Origin of the sequence: Roseibium aggregatum IAM 12614 (genome assembly GCF_000168975.1) — a bacterium.
Classification (GTDB): Bacteria; Pseudomonadota; Alphaproteobacteria; order Rhizobiales; family Stappiaceae; genus Roseibium; species Roseibium aggregatum.
The window spans coordinates 193409-216271 of sequence record NZ_AAUW01000011.1 but is presented as its reverse complement, the minus strand read 5'-3'; the positions used below and the strand labels follow the sequence as shown (position 1 = coordinate 216271).

Annotated in this window: 21 protein-coding genes and 2 tRNA genes; 12 read left to right on the top strand and 11 right to left on the bottom strand. The window is 60.5% G+C overall.

Annotated features, from left to right (window positions below):
• Positions 1-12: 12 nt before the first annotated feature.
• Positions 13-996: a hypothetical protein gene (locus SIAM614_RS16505; RefSeq protein WP_157139909.1), complete on the bottom strand. Its 984-nt coding sequence runs from the start codon at positions 994-996 to the stop codon at positions 13-15.
• A 56-nt stretch (positions 997-1052) separates the two neighbouring features.
• Positions 1053-2165, bottom strand: a complete 1113-nt coding sequence (locus SIAM614_RS31230) for a PAAR domain-containing protein (protein ID WP_407636309.1) — start codon at positions 2163-2165, stop codon at positions 1053-1055.
• Between the two features lie 231 nt (positions 2166-2396).
• Here SIAM614_RS31230 and SIAM614_RS16495 point away from each other — a divergent pair, with 231 nt between their 5' ends.
• Entirely contained in the window at positions 2397-3872 is a 1476-nt protein-coding gene (locus tag SIAM614_RS16495; protein ID WP_006936187.1) for an MFS transporter, read from the top strand.
• 14 nt (positions 3873-3886) lie between these two features.
• On the opposite strand, the gene SIAM614_RS16490 is transcribed toward SIAM614_RS16495, so the two are convergent.
• The 5 genes from SIAM614_RS16490 to SIAM614_RS16470 all read right to left on the bottom strand — a co-directional run bounded on the left by SIAM614_RS16490 (position 3887) and on the right by SIAM614_RS16470 (position 8006).
• Positions 3887-5356, bottom strand: a complete 1470-nt coding sequence (locus SIAM614_RS16490; protein ID WP_006936186.1) for an MFS transporter — start codon at positions 5354-5356, stop codon at positions 3887-3889.
• 172 nt (positions 5357-5528) lie between these two features.
• Entirely contained in the window at positions 5529-6080 is a 552-nt protein-coding gene (locus SIAM614_RS16485; RefSeq protein ID WP_006936185.1) for an RNA 2'-phosphotransferase, read from the bottom strand.
• A gap of 236 nt (positions 6081-6316) precedes the next feature.
• Complete coding sequence (locus tag SIAM614_RS16480) at positions 6317-7471, bottom strand: slipin family protein (RefSeq protein WP_006936184.1); 1155 nt, start codon at positions 7469-7471, stop codon at positions 6317-6319.
• A 390-nt stretch (positions 7472-7861) separates the two neighbouring features.
• A tRNA-Leu gene (locus SIAM614_RS16475) sits at positions 7862-7933 on the bottom strand.
• Positions 7934-8006, bottom strand: a tRNA-Thr gene (locus tag SIAM614_RS16470).
• 368 nt (positions 8007-8374) lie between these two features.
• Between SIAM614_RS16470 and SIAM614_RS16465 the strand changes: the two genes are divergently transcribed.
• From SIAM614_RS16465 to SIAM614_RS16450, 4 genes are all read left to right on the top strand, one after another.
• On the top strand, positions 8375-8815 hold the full coding sequence (locus SIAM614_RS16465; RefSeq protein ID WP_006936180.1) for a ketosteroid isomerase-related protein: 441 nt from the start codon (positions 8375-8377) through the stop codon (positions 8813-8815).
• Between the two features lie 264 nt (positions 8816-9079).
• Complete coding sequence (locus tag SIAM614_RS16460; RefSeq protein WP_006936179.1) at positions 9080-9682, top strand: TetR/AcrR family transcriptional regulator; 603 nt, start codon at positions 9080-9082, stop codon at positions 9680-9682.
• A 2-nt stretch (positions 9683-9684) separates the two neighbouring features.
• Positions 9685-10566: an SDR family oxidoreductase gene (locus SIAM614_RS16455; protein WP_050789414.1), complete on the top strand. Its 882-nt coding sequence runs from the start codon at positions 9685-9687 to the stop codon at positions 10564-10566.
• The gene (locus SIAM614_RS16450) at positions 10563-11252 is read left to right on the top strand and encodes an SDR family NAD(P)-dependent oxidoreductase (protein WP_006936175.1); all 690 of its coding nucleotides are present in this window, start codon (positions 10563-10565) and stop codon (positions 11250-11252) included. The genes SIAM614_RS16455 and SIAM614_RS16450 overlap by 4 nt, the downstream gene beginning before the upstream one ends.
• A 70-nt stretch (positions 11253-11322) precedes the next feature.
• Here the strand turns inward: SIAM614_RS16450 and metK are convergent, their stop codons facing one another.
• From metK to SIAM614_RS16435, 3 genes are all read right to left on the bottom strand, one after another.
• Positions 11323-12510: a methionine adenosyltransferase gene (gene metK / locus SIAM614_RS16445; protein WP_006936173.1), complete on the bottom strand. Its 1188-nt coding sequence runs from the start codon at positions 12508-12510 to the stop codon at positions 11323-11325.
• Between the two features lie 86 nt (positions 12511-12596).
• Positions 12597-14288 (bottom strand): glycine/sarcosine N-methyltransferase, encoded by a 1692-nt coding sequence (locus SIAM614_RS16440; RefSeq protein ID WP_006936170.1) that lies wholly within the window; start codon positions 14286-14288, stop codon positions 12597-12599.
• Between the two features lie 477 nt (positions 14289-14765).
• Positions 14766-15557 carry a crotonase/enoyl-CoA hydratase family protein gene (locus tag SIAM614_RS16435; RefSeq protein ID WP_006936168.1) on the bottom strand — a complete coding sequence of 264 codons (792 nt, stop codon included), beginning with the start codon at positions 15555-15557 and terminating at the stop codon, positions 14766-14768.
• A gap of 86 nt (positions 15558-15643) precedes the next feature.
• Between SIAM614_RS16435 and SIAM614_RS16430 the strand changes: the two genes are divergently transcribed.
• Positions 15644-16231 carry a TetR/AcrR family transcriptional regulator gene (locus SIAM614_RS16430; RefSeq protein WP_006936167.1) on the top strand — a complete coding sequence of 196 codons (588 nt, stop codon included), beginning with the start codon at positions 15644-15646 and terminating at the stop codon, positions 16229-16231.
• A 61-nt stretch (positions 16232-16292) separates the two neighbouring features.
• Here the strand turns inward: SIAM614_RS16430 and SIAM614_RS16425 are convergent, their stop codons facing one another.
• On the bottom strand, positions 16293-17018 hold the full coding sequence (locus tag SIAM614_RS16425) for a GntR family transcriptional regulator (RefSeq protein WP_006936166.1): 726 nt from the start codon (positions 17016-17018) through the stop codon (positions 16293-16295).
• Positions 17019-17150: 132 nt separating this feature from the next.
• On the opposite strand from SIAM614_RS16425, the gene dctP reads away from it, so the two are divergent.
• The 6 genes from dctP (at position 17151) to SIAM614_RS16400 (ending at position 22802) form a co-directional block, all read left to right on the top strand.
• Positions 17151-18173: a TRAP transporter substrate-binding protein DctP gene (gene dctP / locus SIAM614_RS16420; RefSeq protein ID WP_040440436.1), complete on the top strand. Its 1023-nt coding sequence runs from the start codon at positions 17151-17153 to the stop codon at positions 18171-18173.
• A 155-nt stretch (positions 18174-18328) separates the two neighbouring features.
• Positions 18329-18850, top strand: a complete 522-nt coding sequence (locus SIAM614_RS16415) for a TRAP transporter small permease subunit (RefSeq protein ID WP_040440435.1) — start codon at positions 18329-18331, stop codon at positions 18848-18850.
• Positions 18840-20156, top strand: coding sequence for a TRAP transporter large permease (locus SIAM614_RS16410; protein ID WP_006936159.1), 1317 nt, complete (start codon positions 18840-18842; stop codon positions 20154-20156). Before SIAM614_RS16415 ends, SIAM614_RS16410 begins: the two co-directional genes overlap by 11 nt.
• Positions 20157-20166: 10 nt before the next feature.
• A complete protein-coding gene (locus SIAM614_RS32040) occupies positions 20167-20331 on the top strand; it encodes a hypothetical protein (RefSeq protein WP_006936157.1) in 165 nt (54 codons plus the stop codon).
• A gap of 4 nt (positions 20332-20335) precedes the next feature.
• On the top strand, positions 20336-22069 hold the full coding sequence (araD, locus tag SIAM614_RS16405; protein WP_006936155.1) for an L-arabinonate dehydratase: 1734 nt from the start codon (positions 20336-20338) through the stop codon (positions 22067-22069).
• Positions 22070-22076: 7 nt separating this feature from the next.
• Positions 22077-22802: a ribonuclease activity regulator RraA gene (locus SIAM614_RS16400; protein ID WP_006936153.1), complete on the top strand. Its 726-nt coding sequence runs from the start codon at positions 22077-22079 to the stop codon at positions 22800-22802.
• Positions 22803-22863 lie beyond the last annotated feature (61 nt).

Here is a 22863-nt window from a genome sequence, read left to right as displayed (position 1 = left end):
TGCCGGATAACCCTAAGACTGATGCTTGAATTGCAGCGACGCGTTGGCGATTTCATGCGCCCGCATGTTGACCGCCCAATTGTAGAACGACGTCTTGCGATCCGGTCCCAGGATAGAGCTGATGATCACGTGAGACGGGGTTTTCATCGCAAGGGCGGTGAATTCCAGCGGATCGGTGCTTTCGCTCGTGTGGGCCCCGACGGTCACTTCGGTGGCTTCGATAAAGGGCGGGTCGAGCGTCACGGCTTTTGAGGTCGCGCCGGTATCGAACACGATGTTGGAGCCTTCGAATTCCCGTCTGGTCTTGCCCAGCTCCTGAACCAGGTCCACCGGCTGCTGTGCGTTGATGGCCTTCAGTCTGGCAAACCCGAGTATCTCTCCGTTGGAACCGGTGCGGGCAAAGTCAATGGCCATGCGGTCTGCCTGGCCGGATTGCGGCTGGTTGACATGCCAGGACGCGGGGAAAAAGAAGCCGATGTCCTGGAACAGGGAAAAGTTGCTCCAGTCCTCGATCACATTCGGCCGCTTCACCTGTTCGGTGCGGAACGACCTGACGGCCGTGTTGACGACGTCGGAAAGGGCAGGGAACTCGCTGGAGGGGACAAAGGCCTGGATCAGGATCAGCGTGTCGCCGTTCACCGTGACGGTGACAAGGCCGCGCAGCTCATGTCCTTCGGCCCGGACGAAGCAGCTCGCGCGTGCGCGCCGGGGATCGATCGGCTGCAGCGTGTCGACGTGCCAGGACGACAGGGAACAGTAGTATTCGAGCCAATGCGCGGCGGAGATCTCGTTGTTGAGGAGAATGCCGATCACCTGGACGGAGATATTCGTCGCCATGGGGGGCTCGAAGACCGCGATGATGGTGGGCTTGTCCGCCGTCAGGGGCTGCTCGTTGACCTGCTTCACCTCCCAGCTTCCCGGAAGCAGAAGCTGGAATGCAAACGGGGCCGGGCTGATTGCAGTCAGTTCGGCGGCGACATAGTCCTCAGTGGTCATTCCGATCATCACCCTTGGGTGTTGTTGCCGGCGGTCTCGAGTGCAAAACCGCCTGTCTAATAAACTCCGACAAAGACCTTGAAGCCCGCCATCGGACCGGCCCCTGCCTTGGCTTCCGCAGTCACGCCATAGGCGCCATCGATCTTTCCGGCCTGCGCGCTGGCTCCGGCTGCAGCCCCGACGCCCGCTTCCCCTCGGCCTCCGATTCGAAGGCCGTGATCATAGGCACTGTCGAGCGTTCGTTTTGCCGGATCTCCGCTCACCCAGCTCAAAAACGGGCCAAGGGTGTTGTCGTACAGGGTTTTGGGACTGATGTTAATGGTGCCTTCGGCGCTGGCCTGTACCAGAACGAGTTCACCCCCGATTTTGCCTTCCACTCCCGCAAAATCTTCAGATTTTCGGAAGCCGACACCGCCTTCGGCTGAAGCGGACAAGGCTTCGCCTTCCACCTTGCCACCAACAAGCCCGTTGAGCGTCTTGCCTTCGGCCTTCCCGGTGATGGCGGCAACCTTCGCGTTTGCATAAGCTCCGGCGGCAAAGTCCCCGTTGATATCGCCGGAGATGCCGAGCTTTGCCTCCGCGCTCGCCTCGGTCTTGAAATGACCGCCTCCCGATTCCCAGAAGGTCTTTTCCTTGCTGATCAGCTCATACTCGTATTCGGCGCTGACCTCGGCGTTCTCCTTCAGCTGGTCCTTGAGCGACCGCTTCTCGGTTTCCGGCTTCTTGATACCTTTCGAGTTGTATCGTTCCTTGTAGGGCTTCTCGATACCCGTCTCCGCGCCGGCAGAGAACTTGTGCGGACTTTTCGCTGGAGGCGCCGTGCCGCCCGCGCCTCCGCCCCCGCCGCCGCCACCTTGCGTTCCGATCAGCACTGTTGGAAGACCCGTGACGATCGTGCCCGCCTTTGCTGTCAGATCGGTCATCCGCGCCGCAGGGCTGCCTTCGACCAGAACGTTCCAGGCGCCCGTGATGATGGGATCGCCACCGGCCGGAGGCGGCGGGCCGACGCAAACGCACATGTCGCCTACGCGTGCCTGCGGCAGCTTGCCGGTAAGCACGGTATAAGCGCCTTTCCAGACGATTGGTGCAGGAACGCCCATGCACATGGGGCAGGTGTGCAGGTCGGTGAGACGAGCGGCAGGAAAACCCATAAATGAACCGGTCTTAATAAAACTACCAGATCATCGGCAAGTTGTTTCACACTGTCAATACTGCTTATCGCGACCAGGAGACGGATCGTGCATTAAGAAGACCTTCGTTGCTGCAGAACAGACAAAGGTCACCCGAGTTGAGGCGGTAGTTTTCTTCGAGTGAAAGTTTACGTAACGACAATCACCAGAATTTCATAACCGTCAGTCTATTCTTCTCCTGCTTTCCTGATTGGCAAACGGAGGGATTTCATGAGCGACGTCCGGCAGACCTTCTCCACCGCATCAGTTGCAGGTCCTGACAGCCCGCAGGCCTATATCGAAGAAACACCGGTGTGGCGGGATGGTACGGATCTCGATAGCCCCGTCCTGACAGACATGCAGTGGCGCATCTGGTGGCTGGCCTGCGCCGGCAAGTTCTTCGAAGGCATGGTGGTCTTCATGACAGGCATCGCCCTGCCGCTGATCGGACGGGAGTTCAGCCTGACCGCGCTGGAACATGGCCTTGTCAGCTCGGCCATCCTCTTCGGCATCCTGATCGGGGCGACGGCGCTTGGCGGGCTGGCGGACCGCTTCGGCCGCAAGGCGATGTTCATCGTCGAGCTGGCGCTTTTCATCGCCTTTCTGCTGGTGCTTTCGGTTGCGCCGAACCTGTCGATTACCCTGTTTGCCCTGTTCGGTATCGGCCTGGCGCTCGGCTGCGACTATCCGACGGCACATATGGTGATTTCGGAGAATATTCCGGCGCGCGCCCGCGGGCGAATGGTTCTCGGAGCCTTCAGTTTCCAGGCCGTCGGCGCCTTGTCGGGCACAGGACTGGCTTTTCTGACCCTGACCTGGTTCCCGGACCCTGAAGCCTGGCGCTGGATGTATCTGACCGCCGTTCCGCCTGCTGTTCTTATCCTGGCCGGCCGTTTCTTCGTTCCGGAAAGTTCCAACTGGTTGATTGTTCGAGGGCGTGTGGCAGAGGCGGAGAACGCTCTGTTGCGACTGCTCAACCGGCATCCCAGATACCCGAGCGAGATTTCGCTGAAGACCGGAACCAGAAGCACGCCGGATGCGCACAAGATCAAATGGACGCGGTTTCTCACCGACAGGAAATTGCGCAAGGCGACGCTCTTTGCCTCCGTGCCATGGTTCCTTCAGGACCTCGGGACATACGGCATCGGCATTTTCACGCCGGTCATTCTGGCCAGTTCGATCGGCAGCAAGCGCGAGCACGCGCAGTCGCTGTCCGATCTGGTCTACAACGATCTGCTGGCGGCGAAGGGAGCGGCTCTCATCGACGTGCTGCTGATTGTCGGCATCGTCTTTGCGGTGCTGTTTACCGATCGGATAGGCCGTGTCCGTCTTCAGGTGATCGGGTTTATCGGCTGTGCCGCCGGACTGGCGATTGCCGCTTCGGGAAATCATGCCGGTCCCGGTTGGGATGTCCCGCTGATCTTTGCCGGGTTCATGCTGTTCAATTTCATGACCAACATGGGACCGAACGCGCAGACCTATCTGATTGCCGGCGAGGTGTTCCCCACCGCCTATCGCGGCACCGGCGCGGGCCTTGCGGCCTCCATTGCCAAGATCGGTGCGGTTCTGACCGCGTTCCTGTTTCCGGTGCTGCTGAAGGACCTGGGTACGGATGTTCTGCTTGCGGGCCTCGTGGTCACCTCGCTGCTGGGAGCGGCGGTGACCTGGGTCTACCGGATCGAAACGCGAGGGACTGATCTCGGATAACCAGCCGAGGCGGGTTATTCCTCCGGACTGACGCTTTCGCGGGCGATCAGCCGCTGGCGAAGCACCAGCATCGCTAGCGCCGGAAGCAGTGTCAGACCCGCATTGATGTAGAAGATGGAAGCCCCTGACCGGGCAACCGCTTCCCGGGTCAACAGGTCTTCCGATCCAGGTGCGACGAGACCGGTGACTATGGCGATCAGCCCGGTAAGACCTCCACCGATCGCGATGCCGGCCGAGGATATCGTCGGCAGGATGCTGGAGACGAGGTTCTGGTCTTCGCCTTCCGCCGTATACATCAGCGAACGCATGAGGATCTGGTTGCACAGCCCGTGACCAGCGCCGGCCACAACGGCGGCAAGCGCAAAGAGGGGTAGCGAGCCGGTGGTTATGGCAAGAGCGGTCAGGGTCAAACCGCCGGCGATCAGAAAAGGCCCTGTCGTCAGGTAGGTCAGCTCACGCTGGCGGGACGGTGCGCGGGAGGAAATATAGGCGAAGGTCGACCAGGAGAAGGCGAGACCGGCGGCCACATAACTTGCCTGCGTCACGCTGAGACCCCAATAGACCTGACCGACCGTCGTCACGAAGACTGCGCGCACCGCAGCGGCTGCCGAGATCAGGAACACGATCCAGGTGCCGAGGCCGATGAGGGTCTGTGCCCGGAAGGCATCGCGCGGGAACAGGCGGCGCGGGCTGGCGGCATCGTAGGTCAGAAGGATCGCTGCGGTTGTGAGGCCTGCCAGGATCGTCAGGGCAAGCGGCAGGGGAGCGTGCAGTTCGCCGATAACGGTGAGGAGAAAGATGCTGGCAGCCAGGAGGGCAAGGCGAACCAGCAGACGGACCGGGACCCTTCTGGCCGTGGGGTCGCTTGGCGGCGCCGGGCGAGCAGCGCTTGCGGGCAGGGCACTGTTCATCAGAACGAACAGCAGCAGCACGAGCGGGATGTTGATCAGGAAGGCGGCGCGCCATGACCAGAGTTCGGACAGGATGCCGGCCGAGACGGGGCCGATGCCCGCCGCAACGGCCCAGACGGCTGCCAGCATGGCAAAGACACGCGGGGCAATGTTGCTGGGAAAGAGATCCGGGATCAGCGAGTAGCAGAGCGCGATGATCATGCCTTCGCCGAACCCTTGCAGGGCGCGCCCGGCAATCAGCCCCTCCAGCGATGTCGACAGCCCGGCCAGAACCGAGCCGCTTGCAAGCAGAAAGGAGGCCAGCAGGAAAGGATGCCGGGCCCCAAACCTAACTTTCGCTGCACCGGTGAGACAGCCGGCCAGGATCGCCATCATCTCGAAGGAGGAAAACACCCAGAAAGCGCGATCCTGCCCGCCGAGATCGCGGATGATGTCCGGCAGGACAGCGGTTGTGACAAACCCGTTGATGGCGTGTGACCCGACCCCCAGCACAAGCGCAAGAGTGCCGGTGAGACGCTCCGGTGCAAAGAGTGAATTGCTTGCGGGCAGATGCGCTGGCGAACTGACGGACATGGGAGCCTCGATAAAGAAAGGATGTTCTTTTTATATTCGAGGCAAAGGGATAAAGAAAGTTTTTTATTTTTTTATTTTGATGCCGGCTGGGTGTAGCGATGAACCCTTTAAAACCCTAGGGCAAACCAGCCGGATGGTGTGCCCTGGAGCTTTGTATTTGATGCGCGGTCTGTCATGAGACGGTTTCGGTCTGGGTCAGAAAGGTGGCGGGAACGCTATCCGTCAGCCAGACGCCGTTCTCCGTTCTGTAGAACGTGTGCCCGTCAGCCTGCATGGCGCTGGCTGCGACCTGAAGAACGGCAGGTTTGCCGTGACGGCTGCCGACCTTTAGGGCTGTGCTTCGATCCGGTGACAGGTGCACATGGTGTCGCGCCATCGGCTTCAGGCCTTCGGTGAGAATAAGCGGCAGAAAGCGGGTTGCTGTTCCGTGGAACAGGATCTCCGGAGGCGTCAAGGCGGTCAGGCCCAGGTCAATGTCAACCGAATGCCCCTGCCGCGCACGAATGCGTTTGCCGTCGTCAGAGAACTCGAAGCGTTTCTTGTCGTTCGTCTCGACCACTCTTTCAAGTTGATCCCTGTTGCAATCGAGCTTGAGGGTGCTGAAGGCTTTGAGGACTGCCGAAACGTCTGCCCAGCCGTCGTGCGACAGCGTCAAACCAGCATCTTCCGGTTTGTGTCGCAGCCAGAAAGATAGGCGTTTTGAGATTTTCGTGTCTGTTTTCATTGTCTTTTTCTCTAAATGGATGTTTGGGATTATTCAATTTTCGCTGTCGTTCTAAGCAAGCAGGTTGCTGAACGTTTCAGCGTTCTGCCTTGCCGGGCAACGGGGCCTGGACGTCTTTGGTCACAGGTCTCCGTTTCGCTTCCCCCAAAGGGACGATCGGGAATGGGGCGGCAGGGTTTGGCGTGGGCTGAAGTCCTGAAACAGAAGCGGCGCGGGGTGTCCCGCGCCGTTCCGGTTTATGCCGCGTCTTCGTCCCGAAGCCGGACGAGATCGTTCATGAGGCCCACGGTTCCGTTGTGGATCGTGAGCCGGTCGACCTTGCCGGCGATGGCTTCGAGCGCTTCGAGCTCCTTGAGCCGAAGCATGACCGGGTTTTCGGCCATGACCTTGGCCGTGTTCAGAAGCGAACGGGTTGCGTTCGTTTCTTCCCGGCGCCGGATCACGTTGGCTTCGGCTTCCTTTTCAGCCGTCACCACCTTGTTGAGGATCTCGCGCATTTCGCCCGGAAGGATCACATCCTTGAGGACGATGTCGGAGACCTCGACACCGATCTCGGCCATGTCGGCCTTGATCTTGGCGGCCGCTTCCGCGTTGACCTCGCCCTTCTTTTCAAGGATCTGGTCGAGCTTGAGCGCGCCAAGCTGCTTGCGGAACACAAGCTGCAAGGCCCGATAGAGCGTGTCGGTGAAGTCCTTCACCTCGGTTGCGGCCTTCACCGGGTCAACCACGCGGTAGTCCGCGGAGAGGTTGATCCGGATGGTGACGCGGTCGAGGGTCAGCACTTCCTGACCGGTGACATCGAGGGCCTGACGCTTGAGGTCGATGACCTTCTGCGTCACGGTCCGGCCTGCCTTCCAGAAGGCATGGACACCGGCTTCAAGCACCTTGGTGAGCACGCCATCCATGAACAGAAGGGCAACGCTACCGTCGGTCACCGGCACGATCACGAACTGCTGCGTCTGCCGGGCATCCCCGAGCCGGCGCATGAGCTTCGGCGTCAGGGCCGGGTCGGCGGCCGTGTCGATGACCTCGAAGGTCCACGGGCCAGCATCCGTCCACAGGACAAGCCGTTCGTCCGGGCCAAGCACGGTGTGAATACGGTTGTCCCGTTCCACAATGGCCACTTCACCCGGTCCGGTTCGGATAACGGTCAGGTGCTCTTCGGCAACGTGCGGAAGCTTATCGAAGAGCGCCTTCTCGTAGGCAGACCGGAACTGGGGCATCGCCATCGACTGGCGCTCGACCACCAGAGTGCCACGGCCATTCTTGAGGCTGTGTTCACCCGGTCCGAGAATACCCTGGAGCTCTCCCTTGCAGATGTGGAGAGCCCGTTCCGTTTCAGAAATCACTACGCGGGTTCGCCCGCGGATCTTGTCGAGAAAAGTCGTCATTTCGATAATCCTTCCAATGCACTAAGGCACGTGGTTGTCCTTTCCGGTGTTGAAGATGGTTGGAGGTTGAGGAATCCGGCCGCTCGTCATGAGGCGTCCGGGGTGAAACGATGAGACCCGAAGAGAGCACGAGGTCTCCCGACGGGCCCTTGGCCAGAGGGCGTAGCAGCGGCAACGCGGGTTCCGCCCGTTCGAAAACGGACGGTTCCGGCAAAGCGGCGGCAGAGCCTTTGCCAAAGGCCGGGCGAAGCGACCTGGCGTCGGCGGTCAGGCTCTTTCACCCGAAGGCAGAAGATGCGCAGTCCGCGTTCGCAAGACCTCTTCAGGCCCCTCATGGAACAGCTTGCAGAGCTGCTGGCGTGGAAGGCCAGTTCGGCGTTTGAGGCCGTGGTTTTGGAGAGGGATTCGAACCCCCGTTAGCGGAAACTAAATCCGGTGCCTTTACCAGTTGGCTATCCAAAATTCACAAGACAGGAATCGATCCTGTGTCTTTCAGGCAACGCGCCTGACGCTCCAACCACTGAGCTACATGTGATGGTATCCGATCCACCAGAACAGCATCCGTACATGAGTGGGCAGAGCCTGATCATGCGGGTGGCGAAAAATGGCCGAACCGTTGATGTCTGTGCCGGATAGTGACCGGTGGCGAGTTGATACCGCGAGATCGGGTCCCGATGCAACCGGCATTTTCAAGCTCAAAGATAATTGTTGCCCATAAGGTACACTATGTTGCATTTAGGCAACTTTGCGTTTGTGGTGCGCGGCGAGCCAGAGAAAGGACTTTGATTGGTTTGAAGCGGTTTCGGTGAAGAACCGTAAACCGCAATCCGCTCTGCCTCTTGCGCCGGTAAGGCGGCAGGGGCAAACTTCCAGCCAGATTGTGTTTCCGCCCTGCGAGGACCTATGGCCAACAAACAGTCCCGGTTTCTGATCGACACTTATTTTGCCGCTTTCAATGCCGGCGATACCAAGAAAATGGAGAGCCTGGTTACCGACGATCTGATCCATGACGTCAACCAGGGCGAACGCCGTGTCGGCAAGGATAAATTCTGGTCCTTCAACGTTCACATGACGCGCTGCTACAAGGAGCGCCTCAGCGATATCGTGTTGTTCGTCAACGACGACGGCACACGGGCTGCTGCCGAGTTCATCGTTCACGGCAGCTATATCGGCTCCGACAACGGCCTGCCGCCAGCGAACGGCCAGACCTACAAGCTGCCTGCGGGCAGCTTCTTCGAGATCCGCGGCGGCCAGATCGCCCGTATCACCACCTATTACAACCTTCAGGACTGGATCGACCAGGTGTCGGAAGGGGCGGAAGAGACGGTGGCTGAAGAGGCTTGAGTCTTCGCTCCGGGCCGCGTTAACGGCCCCGGACAAACAAAATCACAGGTGACCCGTCAGCTCTCCGCGGTGTTCCGCGGAGAGCTTTTTTGTGTCCGGAACGAGCCGGCGCCTCGTTGATTGCGGCGCACACGCAACCGTGAAGCACAGTTCACTGGTGAAAATTATTAGACCAGTCTATTTTTAATTTCGCCAGGCACCAAACGTGACCACCCACGCCAACCTGAGGGTTGGTCCGCGACACGACGAACGAAAGGAAATCCCTTGGCCAGGACGCGCAATGAAGCTGCCTATGAGACAGCAAAAACCCGTCTTCTGGATGTCGGCATGACGCTCATTCGGGAGAACAGTTTCGACGGCATCGGGATCAATGACGTGTTGCGTGAAAGCGGCGTGCCCAAGGGGTCCTTCTACCATTACTTCGAGACCAAGGAGGACTTCGGGCTCGAAGTGGCGCGTCACTACCACCGGGAACAGCTCGCCTTTGCAAAGGCCTGCCTTTCGGACCGAAAACGCTCGCCGGTGGAACGTCTGGAAGCATTTTTCTCCGGTGCCCGGGAAGGGATGAAAGACCGCGGCTACGCCCAGGGGTGCCTCATGTGCAACCTGTCGACGGAGCTCGCCGACCAGAAACCGGTCTTTCAGGCAGAGCTCGACAGCCATTGGAAGGCGCTGACGGGCGAACTGGAGACCTGCCTGCGGGAGACGGACCTGTCGCGGATCGGACTGTCTCATCTCTCCCCGACACAGGCTGCCGACTGGCTCATGAATTCGTGGAGCGGCGCGCTGACAAGAATGAAGGCAAGCCGCAGCGACGAACCTCTGGCGCTGTTCATGCGCACTATCTTCAAGAAAGAAGGGAAATGACGATGACTACCCAAAAGACAATCCTGATTACCGGCGCCAGCCGGGGCATCGGCTTTCTGACTGCTCAGAAACTCGTGCAGGAAGGCCATATCGTTTATGCCGGCATGCGGGACTTGGATGGCAGGAACGCGGAAGCCGCCAAGGCGCTCAGCCTGTTTGCCGAAGGGCTTGCGGGCAAGCTTGTTCCGGTCAACCTGGATGTGGCTGACGAGAAAGGTGTCGAGCAGGCTGTCGCGGCGATCGAGGCGGAGCGGCCGATAGATGTTCTGGTCAACAACGCAGGCGTCATGCCGGTCGGGCTGACCGAAGGCTTTACCATGGAGCAGGCAAAGGATCTGTTCGACGTCAATGTCTATGGTGTGATGCATCTGACGCGGGCGGTGCTGCCGGCAATGCGGGCACGCAAGTCCGGCCTCGTGATCAGTCTCAGTTCCGTCGCTGGCCGGTTCGGCATGCCCTTCTTCGGCCTTTACTGTGCCAGCAAATGGGCGATGGAAGCTTACTGCGAGTCGCTACATTACGAACTGGAACCGTTCGGCGTGGAGTCCGTGCTGGTTGAGCCGAGTGGCCACGGCACCGATCTCGTGAGCTCAGCTCCCGCTCCGGGCGATGCCGTGCGGGTCGGGCAATATGGCGACTATTCGAAAGGACGCGACCGCTTGCTGGGCATGTTCCAGGGCATGTTCGATCAGGGCGACGCCATCACCGATGCGGGCAATGTGGCGACCAAGATCCTTGAGTTGATCACGATGGACGCACCGCGGCCGATCCGCACGCAAGTCGGGCAGGACATGGGTGTCACCGCCCTGAACGATGCGACCGCACCGATCCAGGCGCAACTCGTGACCGGCTTGAAACCTGTCTATCTGGGAGCTGCTTCGTGAGCGGCAACGCCCTGATCGTCGGCGCCGGAGCGGGCCTCAGCGCCTCTCTGGCGCGGGTCTTTGCGAAAGAAGGCTACGCGGTGTCGCTGGCCGCAAGAAACCCCGCGAAACTGGACGGGCTATGTTCCGAAACCGGGGCAACAGCTCATGCGTGCGATGCGGCCGATGCAGCCAGCGTGGCACGACTGTTTCGGGACCTCGATAAAGCGGGAGAAACGCCGGACCTTGTCGTCTACAACGCCAGTGGCCGTGTGCGCGGGCCGGTTGCCGAACTCAATCTTGAGGACGTGCATGCCGCCCTGGATGTGACTGCTTTCGGCGCTCTGGCCGTCGCGCATGAGGCGGCAAAGCGGATGGTGCCGAAGGGGGAGGGCGTGATGCTGTTCACCGGGGCTTCCGCCGGCATCAAGGGCTTTCCGCAATCGGCGCCCTTCGCCATGGGCAAGTTCGCCTTGCGCGGCCTGTGCCAGTCGCTTGCCCGGGAGTTGTCGCCGCAGAACATCCACGTGGTTCATTTCGTCATCGACGGGGTGATCTACAATCCGGACCGTGGCGCGCCTTATGATGACCCGGACAAGACGCTTCATCCGGATGCAATCGCGCGGACCTATCTGGAGATCTCGCGTCAGGACAAGAGCGCGTGGACATCCGAACTTGAGCTGCGGCCGAGCGTGGAAAGGTTCTGAGGTAAAGGCTCAACCAGGAACGGAAAAATACCCGGCGCGACAATTGCCGCGCCGGTATTGTATTGATCGCTTATTCTGCGGCGTCCGCGCGGGCGCCGAAGTGCCGGGCGAGTTCGTTGGCGAGATCTGTTTTTTCCCAGCCGAAACCGCCGTCTTTCTCCGGTGCGCGGCCGAAATGGCCGTAAGCGGCCGTGCGGGCGTAGATCGGCTTCGACAGGCCAAGGCGCTCGCGAATGCCGCGCGGCGTCAGGCGCACCATCTCGCGCAGGGTCTTGCCGAGAGCGACTTCATCGACCTTGCCGGTTCCCTGCGTGTCGACATAGACAGCGACCGGCTCCGGCATGCCGATGGCATAGGCGAGCTGGATCAGGCATTTGTCGGCAAGCCCGGCGGCTACCACGTTCTTGGCGAGATAGCGCGAGGCATAGGCGGCCGACCGGTCAACCTTGGTCGGATCCTTGCCGGAAAAGGCACCGCCACCATGCGGAGCCGCACCGCCATAAGTGTCGACGATGATCTTGCGGCCGGTGAGGCCGGCATCGCCATCCGGTCCGCCGATCACGAAGCGGCCTGTCGGGTTGATGTAGATCCGGTTGTCCGGAACGGACCAGCCGACGGGCAGAGCGTGCAGGATGAACGGCAGAACCGCTTCGCGCACTTCTTCCTGGCTGACGTTCTTGCCGTGCTGGGTGGAAACGACCACGGCATCGATGCCGGTCGGACGACCGTTTTCATAGCGAAGTGTCACCTGGCTCTTGGAATCCGGGCCAAGGCGCGGCTCGCGGCCCGATTTGCGGGCTTCGGCCATGGTGCGCAGGATCTTGTGCGACAAAAGGATCGGCGCGGGCATCAGTTCTTCGGTCTCGTTGCAGGCGTAACCGAACATGATGCCCTGGTCGCCGGCACCTTCCTCGCCCTTGTCGCCTTCGTCGACGCCCATGGCGATGTCCGCCGACTGGCGGTGCAGGCGGTTGATCACCTCCAGCGTCTGCCAGTGGAAGCCTTCCTGCTCGTAGCCAATGTCGCGGACGGCTTCGCGCACCAGGCTTTCCACATTGTCCATGACCTGATCGGGGCCGCGAACTTCGCCCGCGATGGTGACATGATTGGTGGTGGTCAGCGTTTCGCAGGCAACGCGTGCGTCAGGGTCCTGTTCCAGGAAAGCGTCCAGAATGGTGTCGGATATCCGGTCACAGACCTTGTCCGGGTGTCCCTCGGAAACGGATTCACTGGTGAATAGCCAGGATCTTTTCGTCATTGCGCGCTCCTTGTCGTTTTTGGAAAGGAATGTCCTGCCCCGTGCGGCTTGAATGCGCCGGGGCAGGAGATCGGGAAGGAAGGGGATCAGGCAGGCTTGCGGAAAAGCTGGATGCCCCAGGCGAGTTGCCCGGCGTCCGCAGCATTGACCCAGTTCATGAGTCCGATGGACATCTTGTCGAGGTATTCCGCAGAAGCACCTTCGTTGCGCAGCTTGTCGTAGTTGGCGAGCAGTTCCTCACGCACCCGGAAATAGTGATTGCGCAGTTGCTGCGTCATGTCCCGTTGTTCGACGGTTTCAAAACCAAGGGATTCGGCCGTCTCACGATAGAACCGCATCGAGCCCAGGCTGTTGAGCTGCAGGCGGTCATAAACCGGCTGAAGGGCTTTCGGATCGGCATCGTCTGCCTGCATCGGGTCGGTGAAGATGAAATAGCCGCCCGGCTTCAGCACCCGGTAGACTTCCTGAAGCACCTTGTGACGCTGGTCGGAGTGCAGGATTGCATCCTGGCTCCAGACGATTTCGAAGCTTTCCGGCTGCTCCGGGATATCCTCGAAGACGCCGTGCTGGACGCGGATCCTGTCCTTGAAGCCCTGCTGAATGTTGCGGTGCCGGTTGGTGTCGTTCTGGACATCGGAGATGTTCAGGCAAACCGCGCTGCAGCCACTGGCCTTGACCAGCTTGCGCATTGCGCCGCCGTACCCGGAGCCAATGTCTAGAACCTTCGCATCCGCGCCGAGATTGGGCAGCATGCCGGCCATCTCGTCGATGGTCAGATCCGAGGCTTCGCGAATGTTGCTGGTCTCGTCATAAAGGCCGATGTGCAGGTCCTGACCACCCCAGACAAGGCTGTAGAAGGTGTCGGCGTCGTCACTGTCGTAGTAACTTTCGGCGACCTCACGGATGTCTTTGGAGCCGTCTTCGGGGCGCGCGCCACCCCAGCGAACCAGTTGCAGGCTGGACTTTTCGGCGATGTGGATGAAGAAGTCCGGATCGTTTTCCGCAAAGGTTTCCTGGAAGTCGCCATAGGTGCGGACCCGCTCGAAGCCTGCTTCCGACAGGAGGCGGCGCATGTAGTTCTTGCGGATGGGGCACATGTTGAGCGTGTACTCGGCACCATCGGGGAAGCTGTATTTGAAACGGGCGAGGCCTTCGTCCATATGCACCGGCTCAGCCTTCACCTTCTTGCCAGCGTAATAATATTTGTGCTTGTTCGAATAGCCCTGGTCGAGCATCGCATCGTAGTTGCGCTGATCGATGATCAGGATGCCGTCGTGTTTGAGCGCGGCGTAGAATTCGGCAAGCGCCCGGCGGCGGTCCAGTTCGTCATGCAGGTGCGTAAAGGAGTTGCCGAGGCAGATGATGGCGTCGTATTTGCCCTGGATGTCCCGGTTGAGCCAACGCCAGTCGGCCTGAACGGTCTTCAGGATCATGCCGCGTTTCTGGCCGTTCTGGAAGGCTTTGGCCAGCATCGCGGCGGAGCCGTCTGCAGAAGTGACGTTGAACCCGGAGCGGGTCAGCCGCACCGAGTGAAAGCCCGTCCCGGTGGCGACATCAAGAACGGTTTCCTTGCCGCGTGCACGCAGCACGTCCATGAAGAACTGTCCCTCGCTGTCTGCCCGTGCGTCCCAGTCGATCAACTCGTCCCACTTTTCCACGAACGACATGATGTATTCGCCGCGATAGAGATCCGTCTCACGGTCTGCAATCGGATCCTGGCCATAAGCCTGCTCATCCAGTTGCAACTCGGCATTGGTCGCCAGCTGTTCAGCCTGCATGGATAACGTCTCCTTTTTGAGGTCGAGCGATGCCGCACGGAACGGGCCGCAGCGTGCACGCGCTCATGCACCGCCCGGAGGTCGGGCGGCGAGCGTCGGAAATGGTCTGTTTCAAGTCCGGCAGGTGGTGCGAGGATGCACTGGACGGATTCTAGCCGACCCCTTGCGCGAAGGGTCGAATGCCGGACTTTTCTGGAAGGCGCACAAGGCAGCAAAGGGTGCTGCAGATGCGGAAGCTGGGCTGTCTGGTGCCCGTTTCATCCGCTGTTGGAGCGGCGCGCGCCTTTCAGTCATTTGGTGGCGAGACCTTACCAAACACCGGATTCATTACAACAGCCGGTGCGGGAAAAATCGGGTTTGAGTTGGAGGTGCGCCTGTAACACCTTGTCATATAACACGTATTTTTTTGTAAAACTTTTCTGACATACGCGTGGACAGCACACCTCAGGCGTGCTGTCCGGTTTTGTCCGGCTGACTTCAAGCGCCTTGGTAGTCCGGCATGCGCCGCTCGATCCAGGCGGCGAGGCCCTCGTGAACGTCCCGCGTGGCTGCCATGCGTGCAAACTGTTCCTGTTCGATCCGCAGGCCTTCTGTGATGGTCGTATTCAACCCGCGTGTGACAGCGGTCAGGATCCTGGAAGCAGCGAGGGGAGAGTGGCGCAGGATGCGCTCTGCCAGGGCGAAGGCTGCGTCCAGTTCCCTGCCGTCAGCGACAACCTGATTGACCAGGCCAAGGTCAAAAGCTCTTGCCGCGGAAAAGCTGTCACCGGTCAGCAGCAATTCCAGGGCCCGTTTGCGGCCTGCAAGACGCGGCAGGCGCTGAGTGCCGCCGAATGTCGGCGGGATGCCGATATTGATTTCCGGTTTGGCAAAGAGCGCGCTTTCGCAGGCAACGGCAAGATGGACCGCCTCGGTGATCTCGCAGCCACCGCCGTAAGCCAGGCCGTTGACGGCTGCGATAACTGGTTTGGGATAGTCTTCCAGACGGGCGGTCATGCGCTGCCCCCGCTGGCAGAAGTCACGTACCGCGTCCTCTATGCCGTCTGCAATGCTGCGTGAAAACTCGTGAATGTCTCCGCCGGCCGAAAAGGCGCGCCTGCCCGCGCCGGTTATGACAACAGCACCGATGCCGTCGTCCGGTTCCAGTTCGTCCAGATGAGCCAGGAGGAGGTCGTTCGTCGTGTAGTCGAGTGCATTCAGCTTTTCCGGCCGGTTGATCGTCAGAAGCGCGATCGGGCCGTGGCGGTCCAGAAGAACGGGAGCGGTCATGGGCTGTGTCCTTGGTCTGATGTCGATGGGGGAACGCTACCGGTGAAGCGCATTGAAGTATATTCACTGGTGAGTATACTTCTAGGATGATCAAGTCAGCCGAGACAGCCAGAGAGCGGATCCTCACCGCTGCCAACAAGCTCTTCTATGCAGAGGGAATTCGCGCCGTCAGTCTGGATACGATCGCGGAGAAGGCGGGCATCACCAAGAAGACGGTCTACTATCATTTCAAGAGCAAGGACGACCTGATCGAAGCCTATCTGGCGTCTCGCGATCAACCGAACCTCAATCAGTTCCGCAAATGGTTTGGTGAGGCCGAAGGTGAGCTTCCGGACAAGGTGCAGGCGATCTTCCGCCAGATAGCAGTCTCTGCAAGACATCCGAAGTGGAAGGGGTGCGGTTTTCTGCGCACGGCGGCGGAACTTGCCAATATGCCCGGGCATCCGGCGATGAAGGTCGGAGCCGGGCACAAGAAGAAATTCGAGGCCTGGATGGCGGAAGAATTCGAGGTCGCGGGTATTGACTGCGCACCGGACCTCGCCAGGCATATCGTGCTGCTGCTGGATGGTGCGTTTTCAACGATCCTGGTTCACCGCGATGCTTCATATGCGGAAGCTGCGGGAGAGGCGGCGCGGGCTCTGGTTTCTTCAGCGGTGATCAATCAGGCTGCCTGACGGGCGGTGCCGTTTTTCTGCGCTACTTGGCGTTACCATTCTGGTGGTTAAGCAATCGGGTCTAGAAGAACGCAGGATTTCGGGCGACGATCTGGTCGACCTGTTTCAAGGTGCCCGACAGATGTTCGCGCACGGCAGCTTCTGTTGCCGTTTCGTCGCTTGCCTCTATGCCGTCGAGGATCAATGCGTGGTATCGCAGGATGCTGGCCGGTTTGCCGGGATCCGGCAGGTTGAGATTGCGCAACCGGTCGATATGGCCCGAGCGCGACGCAACGAGCTGATACAGACTGGAAAGCCCGACTGCCTTGAACAGCGACAGGTGAAACCGTTTGTCGAAGGTGGCAAATAGGCCGAGATCGTCTTCGGCAAGAGCTGTTTCCTGAAGCCGGAGGAGCTGCCGCGCCGGTGCGATGGATGATTTGTCTTCCTGTCCGGCCAGGGTGCGGGTCACCTCCAGCTCCAGTGACAGGCGCAGGAACTGTGTTTCGCGGGCGTGGGCGACATCGATCTTCGACACTTCGGTCTTGGATTGCGGATAGATGGTCAGCAATCCTTCTTCTTCCAGCTTCATCATCGCATCGCGCACGGGCGTCTGGCTGACGCCATAGTGCGTGGCGAGATCTGTCCGCGACAGGCTGAGCCCGGGCTTGAGTTCCAGCGAGATGATCCGTGCCCGCAGCGATTCCTGGATTTGCTGACTGACAGAGATGCGCCGGATCCGTTCGCCAGTGCCGGTGTCCGCCACCTTGCTCGGGTCATTCAGCATCTGATCCAGTTCAACCGTCATCGCCGCTCCTTTTCTTCGAATGCACGATTCCTCTCGGCGAAAGATAGAACACACTTGCAAGAAATGCACTAATATATTAATGCATCAGATAGCGGGAGGAGGAGCTCCCCGCGCAATCGAGTGGAGGACACCATGAAATTCACCGCCGCTGCCCTGGCAGCTTCGGTCTCCGTCATCGCAACAATGGCGCAGGCCGAGACCTTCAGCATTCAGACCTCATTCAATGCAGGGGACTTTTCCACCCAGTACCTAACGGAAAACTGGCTGCCCAAGATCACGGAAATGACTGACGGCCGTGTCGAGATCCTGTTGACGCCGAACGGGTCCGTTGTTCCGGCAAGGGAAACGCCGGATGCTGTCGCGGCTGGCGTTCTGGACGGCGACTTCACGTCAGTGAACTACTTCGCGGGCCGCGAGCCGGCTTATGCCATCATGGGCGATCTCATTTCCGGCTATGACACGCCGCAGCAGATGCTGGGTTTCTGCAAGGATGGCGGCGGCGAAGCCGTGATGCAGAAGGCTGCCGATGCGGTCACCGGTGGTGAAGTGCAGGTCGTGGCTTGCGGCCCCTATTCCCGCGAAGCGCTGCCGGCCCGCGTGCCGATCCGCACGTTCGAAGATCTGGCCGGCAAGAAGATCCGCTCTCCCGAAGGCCTGGCCGCGGCGGTTTTCCAGGCTGCCGGTGCGTCGCCGGTCTCCATTCCCTTCTCTGAAGTTTATGGCGCTCTGGAAAAAGGCATCGTCGATGCCGCGGATGCCTCGGCCTATGTCAACAACGACGCGACCGGTCTGCATGACGTCGCGCCGTATCCGCTTTATCCCGGTATTCACTCCATGCCGTCGATGCAGTTCACCATCAACAAGGCAAAGTGGGATGCGCTGAGCGCGGAAGACCAGAAAGCCCTGCGCGACTGGTGGTACGATGCCATGTTTGCAATGGCGGCTGAGGTCGACAAGAAGGACAAGGAACTGGCCGCCAGAGACGGTGATGGCGAGAAGATCGAAGTGATCAACTGGGCGCAGGAAGATCGCGACCAACTGCGCGAGATCGCCCGTAAGGAGTGGGAGGCCTACGCTCAGAAGTCGGACCTCGCCAAGGAAGCTCTGGACGCAAACATTTCCTACATGACCGAGATCGGTCTCTTCAAAAACTAGGACTGATCGCAACACCGCGTGCCCTTGCCCTCCTCACGGTGAGGTGGGGGGCACCCGGTCTTGTTGCCGAGGTGTTGGGCCGGACAAAGCCCCGATGCCCGGCGCCGGGGGGGCGTCTAACGTGCCCCCGCAAGGTCTGCATTCAGGGAGAAATGATGAGACGCCTATTCGCGCGCTATGCCGATATCATGGACAGTGTCAGCGTGTTCATCGGTCATGGCTGCTCCGTGCTGTTTTTTGCGTGTATCGCAGTCTCGGCACTCGAAGTGGTCATGCGCTACGGATTCGACCGGCCGACGGTCTGGTCGACGGAACTCGCCATGACGCTCTGTGCCTCGGCCTGGGTGCTGGCGGTTGGATATGTCACCCAGCGACAGCGGCACATTTCCATCACCATGATCGAAACGCTGGTCAGCCCGAGGGCCTGGCACATCATGCGGCTGTTGCAGATGCTGATCGCAGCGGGTGCGGTGATTGTCCTGACCATGGCTCTGTGGGACCCGATGCTGAAGGTGCTGAAGCGCACCGAGCATTCCGGTACTGCGCTCAATTCGATCCAGCCGACCTATCTCAAGATCCTGCTTGTGGTGGGCTGTGTTCTCTACATCCTCCAGCTTGTTGCCAACATCATTCGCTGGTTCCAGCGCACCGAAGGGGAGATCGCCGGTGGGCATTGAAATCATCACCCTTCTGATCGTCGTTGCGCTGCTGGCCCTGATGGCGCTGGGCGTGCCGCTCGGCATCACCACGCTGACGGTGTCGCTGGCAACCGCGATCCTCTATTTCGGCGAACGTGCCGGCTTCTTCATCGTTGCCGCCAACGTCGGCGAGGTTCTGCACAAATACGAGCTGATTGCCGTTCCCTTCTTCGTCTTCATGGCCAATGTTCTCGAACGATCGGGGATAGCGCAATCGCTGTTCGACAGTATGGCGATCCTCGGCGGACGCTTCCGTGGCTCGGTTGCGGTGCAGACCTGCGTCGTCGCGGTGGTGCTGGCGGCAATGTCCGGGATCATGGGCGGCGAGATCGTCATGCTTGGCCTGATCGCTTTGCCGCAGATGTTGCGCCTCGGGTATGACCGCAAGCTCTCCATCGGTATCATCTGCGCGGCCGGTGCTCTGGCAACGCTGATCCCGCCCTCGGTCGTACTGATCGTCTACGGTCTTGCCGCCCAGGTGTCGATCACCAAGCTGTTCGCCGCTTCCGCAGTGCCGGGGCTGATCCTCGCCGGGCTGTTCATCACCTATATTCTGATCCGGGTACGCCTCAATCCGGCGCTGGCGCCGATCTACGATATTCCCGAAACCGGACTGCCGCTGTTCCAGCGCGTCAAGTTTCTGAAAGGCGTCGTCCTGCCGGGGCTTCTGATAGGTGCCGTGCTCGGGGTGATCTATTCCGGTGTTGCCACCGTCACGGAAGCGGCGGCGGTCGGTGCAGTCGGTGCGCTTGTGGTTGCCGCCATCCGCAATGAGCTGACCTGGAAGATGGCCCGCGATGCCATGCGCCAGACAGTGCTGACGGTCGGTTCCATCATCTGGCTGGTGCTGGGGGCTGTCTCGCTGATCGGTATCTACAACCGGATTGGCGGCGGCGAATTCCTGCGCGGCCTGCTGACCTCCCTCGATATCGCGCCGATCATGGTCATCGTCGTCATGATGCTGATCGTCATGGTGCTTGGCACGTTCCTGGAATGGATCGCAATCATCTTCATCACCGTGCCGATCTTCGCACCGGTGGTGGTGGATCTCGGGTTCGATCCGGTGTGGTTCGGGGTACTCTTTGCGATGAACATCCAGATCTATTACCTGTCGCCGCCCTTTGGGCCTGCCTGCTTCTTCCTGAAGTCGGTGGCGCCGAAAGACATCCAGCTTCAGGAAATCTTCGCCGCCGTGCTGCCGTTCATCGCGCTGCAGGCCGTTGGCCTGTTCCTGGTGCTGTTCTTCCCCGATCTGGCGCTCTGGCTGCCGAACCTGCTGGATTGAGGAGGTTGAGATGAAAATAACCGACAAGGATCTCACCCGACAGGATGAGGACATCGCACCGGGAGACTTCGCGGACGAAGAACGCCGCGACGACCGGTTCGGCAACTGGCCGGAAGTTGCCGGCCTTGTCTTCACCCTCATCGTCATCTGGCTGACCTTCGCCTTCACCGGATAAAATCATGACGCACAAAGCCCCAAAAGACTTACGTTCCGCGCGCTGGTTCTCCCCCGATGACCTGCGCAGCTTCGGCCATCGCTCGCGGATGATGCAACTCGGCTATTCGGAAGAAGACTTCCGGGACAAGCCGGTGATCGGTGTGCTCAACACCTGGTCGGAGCTGAACACCTGCCATGCCCACTTCAAGGAGCGGGTGCAGGACGTGAAGCGCGGCGTCTTTCAGGCGGGCGGTTTCCCCGTCGAGATGCCGTCGCTCTCGGTTGACGAAAGCTTCACCAAACCGACCTCGATGCTCTACCGCAACATGCTGGCCATGGAGACGGAGGAGATGATCCGCTCGCACCCACTGGACGGTGTGGTGCTGATGGGGGGCTGCGACAAGACCACGCCCGGTCTTGTCATGGGGGCAATCTCGGCTGGCGTGCCAATGATCTATCTGCCGGCAGGCCCGATGCTGCGTGGCAATTATGCAGGCAAGATCCTGGGGTCGGGATCGGATGCCTGGAAATACTGGGACGAACGCCGGGCAGGCAATATTTCCGACGAGGAATGGCTGGGAATCCAGGGTGGCATCGCCCGTTCCGCCGGTACCTGCATGACCATGGGGACTGCCTCGACCATGACGGCCATTGCCGATGCGATGGGCCTGACCTTGCCTGGGGCGTCTTCCATTCCGGCCGTGGACAGCGGTCACCAGCGCATGGGGGCCGATTGCGGCAGGCGCATCGTCGAGATGGTCTGGGAAGACCTGACGCCAGACCGGATCGTCACGGAGGCCGCGTGCAGGAACGCCGCTGTCGTTGCCATGGCCACCGGCTGTTCCACCAACGCTGTCGTGCATCTTATCGCCATGGCGCGTCGGGCAGGCGTGGATCTCTCCCTCGACGATCTGGACGCCCTCGGCCGGGTGACGCCGCTGATCGCCAATGTGCGGCCCTCCGGCAAGGACTACCTGATGGAGGATTTCTTCTATGCGGGCGGGCTGCGGGCGCTGATGAAGCAGATCGAGGATCGGCTGGAACTTTCCGCCTTGACCATCACGGGCAAGACGCTGGGAGAGAACCTGGAAGGGGCGGTTGTCTATAACGACGATGTCATTCGTCCGCTGTCCAATCCGGTCTACCGGGAAGGCTCGCTTGCCGTTCTGCGGGGAAACCTATGTCCGGATGGGGCGGTCATAAAACCGGCGGCCTGCGATCCGAAGTTCCATTATCACGAAGGACCGGCGCTGGTCTTCGACAGCTATCCGGAAATGAAGGCGGCCATCGATGACGAGACTCTGGAGGTCACCCCGGACCACGTTCTTGTGCTCCGCAATGCCGGGCCTCAGGGCGGGCCGGGTTTTCCCGAATGGGGCATGCTGCCGATCCCCAAGGCGCTGATCAAGCAGGGGCACCGCGACATGCTGCGGATCTCCGATGCGCGCATGTCCGGCACCTCCTATGGTGCCTGCGTGCTTCATGTGGCGCCGGAAAGCTATGTCGGCGGACCTCTGGCGCTGCTGAAGACCGGCGACACCGTCCGGCTGGATCTTGCCAACCGCCGCCTCGACATGGTGGTGGACGAGGCGGAACTGGATGCTCGCAAGGCCGCCTGGAAAGCGCCTGTGCCGCGATACGAGCGCGGTTACGGCTATCTCTTCCAGCGGCATGTCACCCAGGCCGACAAGGGCTGTGACTTCGATTTCCTGCAATCCGATTTCGGCCGGACCGCCGGCGAACCCGATATCTTCTGAGGACACCATGAGCGACTACACTCTTTCCGACGACACCCGTGCGAAGCTGAAGAACGTTTCGACCGCCTCAATCGCGACGGCGCTCTACAAGCGCGGCCTGCGCAACCAGTTCATCCAGGGCGTGGTGCCAGTCGCCCCGAAAGACGAAAACATGGTCGGCCAGGCCTTCACGCTGCGCTATATCCCCGCGCGGGAAGACCGCAATCCGATCACGGTCTTCCGCAATCCGGATCATCCGCAGCGGGTTGCCATGGAAACCTGCCCGCCGGGTCATGTGCTGGTGATGGATGCCCGCAAGGATGCACGCGCGGCAACGGCAGGCTCCATCCTGATTACGCGGCTGGCCCTGCGCGGTGCCGCCGGTGTTGTCTCCGACGGTGGGTTCCGGGATGCAGAAGGCATCGGCGCGCTCGACATGCCCGCCTATTACGCCAAGCCGTCAGCGCCCACAAACCTGACCCTGCATGAAGCGCTGGACATCAACGTGCCGATCTCTTGCGGCGACGCCCCGGTCTTCCCGGGTGACGTGCTGGTCGGCGACAAGGACGGCGTCATGGTGATCCCGGCGCATCTGGCCGAAGAGCTGGCGGACGAATGCACCGGGATGGAGAGTTTTGAGGATTTCGTGCTGGAAGAAGTGAAAGCCGGTACGCCGATCATCGGCCTCTATCCGCCGACCAAGGAAGAGAACGTCCAGAAATACGAAGCCTGGCGGCAGAAGACCGGGCGGTAGGGGGCGTATGCTCTAACGAACCCAAAACCTCATCCTGAGGAGCAGCAACGCGGCGTCTCGA